Source organism: Acidimicrobiales bacterium, from assembly GCA_036399815.1.
Lineage (GTDB): Bacteria > Actinomycetota > Acidimicrobiia > Acidimicrobiales > DASWMK01 > DASWMK01.
This window is the reverse complement of sequence record DASWMK010000155.1, coordinates 1-5178: the sequence shown is the minus strand read 5'-3', so window position 1 is coordinate 5178 and position 5178 is coordinate 1. Positions and strand designations below refer to the sequence as shown.

The window sequence follows — 5178 nt, the reverse complement described above, 5'->3', positions numbered from 1 at the left end:
CTTCGTCGACACCGAGGGCACCGGCGGCCGCCCCGGCCAGCCCATCGACCCCACCGCCGTCCACCGAGGCGCCCTCGACGCCATCGACGCCATGCAGACCTGGTGGGACGCCCTCCTCGACCACACCCTCACCCCCGCCACGACGCGCTGAGGGCCCCGGTGTCCGACAAGGTCGTCCTCGACCACGGCGCCGGAGGTGGGCTGAGCCAGGAGCTGATCACCGGCACGATCGCTGCCACTCTCGGCGACACCTACGTGGGCGAGATGGAGGACAGCGCGCTCGTCGACGTGCCGACGTCGAGGATTGCGATCACGACGGACTCCTTCGTCGTCGATCCCGTGTTCTTCAGCAACGGCGACATCGGCAAGATCGCCGTCGCAGGCACGGTCAACGACCTCGCCGTGAGCGGGGCCCGCCCCCTCTACCTCACGCTCGCCGTCGTGCTCGAAGAGGGCTTTCCGCTCCTCGAACTCCGCCGGGTCCTCGAGTCGGTGCGCGACGCGGCTCGGGCGGCCGGCGTGAAGATCGTCGCGGGCGACACGAAGGTCGTGCGCCGGGGCGAGGCGGACGGCATCTTCATCACGACGACCGGGGTGGGCGCGCTCGAGCGACCCGTCCATCTCTCCAGCCGGTCGCTGCGGCCGGGCGACCGCGTGATCGTCACCGGGTACCTCGGTGACCACAGCATCCACATCCTCTCTCTCCGAGAGGGCCTCGGCTTCGAGGATCGCGTGCACAGCGACTGCGCCGTGCTGAACCACGCCATCGCCTCGCTGCTCGATTCCTGCCAGGGCGTGCGGTGCATCCGCGACATCACCAGGGGCGGCCTCGGAACGGTCCTCAACGAGTTCGCCGCCGCCTCCGCCTGCACGATCCAGCTGTGCGAGGCCGACCTGCCGATCCGGCCGGAGACGGCCATGGCGGCTGACATGCTCGGCGTCGACGTCATGTACCTCGCCAACGAGGGCAATCTGTGCGTCGTCGTCGACGGCAGCACCGTCGACGACGCGCTCGCCGCGCTCCACCGCCACGAGGAGACGGCACGAGCCGCCGTCGTGGGCGAGGTCGCCCACGGAAGCGCCGGCGAGGTGTACCTGACAGAGCGGAGCGGCCGCCGGCGTACCGTCGACCTCCTCTACGGCGCCCAACTGCCGAGGCTGTGCTGATGGCGCTCCAGGCGGTACGTAGGACGCTTCGGGTCGCCGGCTTCGTACAGGGCGTCGGCTTCCGGCCGTTCGTCTACCGGCTGGCGACCGAGCACCTGCTCGGTGGCTGGGTCAGGAACGACACGGGTGGGGTCACGATCTGCATCGAGGGCCCGGCCGTCGCCGCCGACCTGTTCGCCGCCGATCTGGTCGGGCGCCTCCCTGGGCTGGCGCGGGTCGACTCCTGTACGGTCGTCGAGGAGGTCCCCATCCGAGACTGGACGACGTCGTTCGCGATCGCGCACAGCGAGGTGGACGGCGGTGGCGGCGCCCTCGTCACACCCGACAGCTACGTATGCGTCGACTGCACCGCCGAGCTGTTCGACCCGACCGACCGGCGGTTTCGGTACCCGTTGATCAACTGCACGAACTGTGGGCCCCGGTTCAGCATCATCCGCGGCGTCCCCTATGACCGACCGCTCACCACGATGAGTGCGTTCACGATGTGCCCGGAGTGTCAGCGCGAGTACGACGCGCCCGACGACCGCCGCTTCCATGCCCAGCCCAACGCCTGTTGGACGTGCGGGCCGACCGTGCGGTTGCTGGCGCCCGACGGGACGGCCGTGGATGTCGCCGACCCGGTGGAGGCGGCTGCCACCATGCTGCGCGACGGCCGCGTCCTCGCAGTGAAGGCGCTCGGCGGGTTCCAACTGATGGTCGACCCGCTCGACAACGGCGCCGTGACGGCCCTCCGGGAGCGAAAGGAGCGCAGCGCCAAGCCGTTCGCGCTGCTGGCTCGCGACACCTCCGTCGTGGCACGCCACGCGCTGCTCGACGAGCGGGAGGAGCGGCTCATCGCCTCCCCCGGTCGTCCGATCGTGCTGCTCGAGGCCCGCCCGGGCAATGAGCTGTCCGCCGCCGTCGCCCCGCGGTCGCGGACGCTCGGCTTCATGTTGCCCGCCACTCCGATCCAGGAATTGCTGCTCGCCGCCACCGGGGACGTGCTCGTGGCGACGAGCGGGAACGCGCCCGACGAGCCCATGGCGAGCACCGAGGACGAGGCGCTGGGCCAGCTGGCTGGCTTCGTCGACGGCTTCCTCGTGCACGACCGGGCGATCCACATGCGGGTCGATGACTCGATCGCCAGGGTCGTCCACAGCAGGGTGGCTCCGAAGGTCACGTTCCTCCGGCGGGCGAGGGGCTACGTGCCCGACCCGATCCCCGCCCCGTTCCCCGTGCCGCCTCTCGTCGCGCTCGGCGCCGAACTGAAGAACACCGTGTGCGTGGCGCAGGACCGGTCGCTGTACGTCAGCCAGCACATCGGCGACCTCAAGACGGCCGGCAACCGCACGTACCTCGTCGAAGCGCTCACCCACCTCCGGTCCGTCTTCGGCGTCACGCCGCGGATCGTGGCCCACGACCTGCACCCTGACTTTCACACCACGCGGTACGCGCAGGCGTGCCGCGATGTCGAGCTCGTCGGGGTGCAGCACCACCACGCCCACATGGCAGCCTGCATGGCCGACAATGGCCTCGACCGGCCCGTGATCGGCGTCGTGTTCGACGGCACCGGCTATGGGACCGACGGCACGATCTGGGGCGGTGAGTTCCTGGTCGGCGACTACGAAGGGTTCGAGCGCGCGGGGCACCTCCTGCCCTTCCGGCTCCCCGGCGGTGACCGGGCCGTGCGCGAGCCGGGCCGCGTGGCGATCGCCCTCCTTGCCCAGCACTACGGGCGCGAGGCCGCCGCCCTTCCGCTGGCCGTCGTCCGCGACCGTGACCCGTTCGAACTCGCCGTGCTCATGAGGATGGTCGAACAGGGCGTCAACGCGCCGATCACGTCGAGCATGGGCCGCCTCTTCGACGCAGTGTCGGCGATCGCCGGCGTCTGCGGCTTCGTGGAGTACGAGGCCCAGGCGGCGATCGAGCTCGAGCAGCTCATCGCCTGGGACCACACCGCATGCGACCCTTGGCCGGTCCGACTCGACCGCCGCGACGGTCGCCTCGTCGTCGACCACGGTCCCTGGCTCCGTGCGCTCGTCGACGACGTGGTCGACCGCGAATGTTCTGCAGCCGCCGTCAGCCGCCGTTTCCACGAGAGCGTCGTCGCCGCGGTGACCGAGGTGTGCGGGGAGCTGCGCCGCTCGACCGGGATCGAGGACGTCGTCCTCAGCGGCGGGGTGTTCCTCAACCAGCACCTCCTCATCCGCGTCGAGCAGGAGCTGGTGGGCGCCGGCCTTCGGGTCCACACCCACGGTCGCGTCCCGACCAACGACGGCGGTGTCTCAGTCGGCCAGGCGATGGTGGCCGCAGCGACGGTGCGGGTCGCCGACGCACGCGCGAACGGCGAGCAGGAGGAGGTCCGACGATCACCGCTCACCGTCTGATCGACGCTCCCGCCGACGCAGACGTACGAACGCGAGTCTGGGAGACGGTCGGACAGATCCGCGATCACGTCCCGCTGATGGCGCCGTACTACGAGGACGAGACACCCCTCGGGCGGTACTCCGCCCGGCTCCGGCCGGCCGCCGTCGCGCCCGAGGTGGAGCGGCGCCAGCGTCTCGTCGCCCGAGCGGCGCAGCGCGTCGCCGACCGGGCGTTCGGCGCCGACCCGGCGGTATCGGTCGAGGCGGCGGACTGCCGCGCTGTCAACATCGTCGACCATCACCAGGTCCTCAACCACCCGCTCCTGCTCGGGACGAACATCATCTCGAACGCATCGAGGCTGCTCGCCGGCGACCGCCGGCGACCGATCGTGACGTTCTCGTGCGCCAACGTCACGCCCAGCAACGCGTACATGCGCAACGGATTCCGGTTCCGCGGCCGCGGCGTCCCCTACTTCTCGGCCCGGGAGTCCCACGACGCCATGTACCTCGCTGCGGTTCGGCCCTTCGACTTCGTCGAGCGGCTGCAGGCGATGGGCCGGTGGGTGGAGTTCGAGCCGGCCGACCGTGACTTCCTCGTCGACCACCAGGCGTTCCTGAACCACCTCGACTACAGCCACTGCGCCGGGCACCGTGACCAGCTCGCGGTCGTGGTACGGGCGACCTGGCCGCTCCTGTTCGACTGCTCCGTCCGAGCCGCTGTGCCCGATCTGCTGTACCTCAACGCCGAGGAGGTGACCCGGGACTGCCTGGTCGAGTTGCTCTCCGGGGACTCGTTCGTGGGCGCGACGCTGCTCGAACCAGGTCTCCGCGCCCAGGTCGTCGAACGGTTCAGGGGGGTCACCGTGGCGTGGGACGAGGCCGCCGGGAAGGGGACCCACTTCTTCTGGAGGCGGTACCCGGGCCGGCCGCGGCTCCTGCGCCTCTACCTGGACGGCGACGCCCTCGTTCCGAGCGACGCCCGGTTCCGCGACCTCGCCGTCCCGATGGAGCGCAACGCCCTGCTGGACCACCTCGCGGCCGACGAGATCGTGCCGTCCGTCGCCTTGGGCGTGACGGTGTTCCTCTCAGCCGGCATCCGGCCCCTCGTCGGGCCCGGGTCGCTCGTGTACATCACGGCCCTGCGCGACGGATGGACGTCGCTGCTCACGGCCAACGGGTTCGGCGCGGACGCCGAACTCGTCGCCAGCGTCGACACCAGCGGGCTGATCGCCGGAACCCCGATGTTCTTCGAGCGCGACGGCGCCCGCCTCCGGGCGCTCCACGCGGCCGACGTGTTCGCGGCCGGCGGCGTCGACCGCGAGTACCTCGACGCCGTGCTCGGCGCCCCGCTGTGCGACGTGCTCTCGGTCGGCGCCGGCGGCGTCTACGACCTGTTCGCCGGCACGTACATCCCGCCGGACCGCCAGCTCGCGTACCGCATCGGCTTCGATGACGCGGCCACGGTGGTTCACCGGTGGGTCTGAGGCCCTTGCAGCTGTCCGCGCCTCGTGAGTACTGTGACCGATCGCTGCCTGGTCGGGGCCCCTGGGTGGTTGCGGGGGCCGGTGGGGCGGCTCGTGTGGCGGCGCGGCGTGGAGCGCTGCTCGGACAATTCGGCGGGGCGCGGTGCCGCGCCGTTCCAGGCCCGACGAGGGGGAATCGAACG

The 5178-nt window shown here is 71.2% G+C and carries 3 protein-coding genes; all 3 read left to right on the top strand.

Annotated features, from left to right (window positions below):
* The first annotated feature begins 159 nt into the window (after positions 1 to 159).
* The 3 genes from hypE to VGB14_11155 all read left to right on the top strand — a co-directional run bounded on the left by hypE (position 160) and on the right by VGB14_11155 (position 4996).
* Complete coding sequence (gene hypE / locus VGB14_11165; protein HEX9993478.1) at positions 160 to 1167, top strand: hydrogenase expression/formation protein HypE; 1008 nt, start codon at positions 160 to 162, stop codon at positions 1165 to 1167.
* Entirely contained in the window at positions 1167 to 3533 is a 2367-nt protein-coding gene (gene hypF / locus VGB14_11160) for a carbamoyltransferase HypF (GenBank protein ID HEX9993477.1), read from the top strand. Before hypE ends, hypF begins: the two co-directional genes overlap by 1 nt.
* Before the next feature lie 77 nt (positions 3534 to 3610).
* On the top strand, positions 3611 to 4996 hold the full coding sequence (locus tag VGB14_11155; GenBank protein HEX9993476.1) for a hypothetical protein: 1386 nt from the start codon (positions 3611 to 3613) through the stop codon (positions 4994 to 4996).
* The last annotated feature ends 182 nt before the right edge of the window (positions 4997 to 5178 follow it).

Bases quoted from the DNA above. Each gene is read 5' to 3' on its own strand.
- hypF (HEX9993477.1), top strand. From the start codon at position 1,167: ATGGCGCTCCAGGCGGTACGTAGGACGCTTCGGGTCGCCGGCTTCGTA.
- VGB14_11155 (HEX9993476.1), top strand. From the start codon at position 3,611: ATGGCGCCGTACTACGAGGACGAGACACCCCTCGGGCGGTACTCCGCC.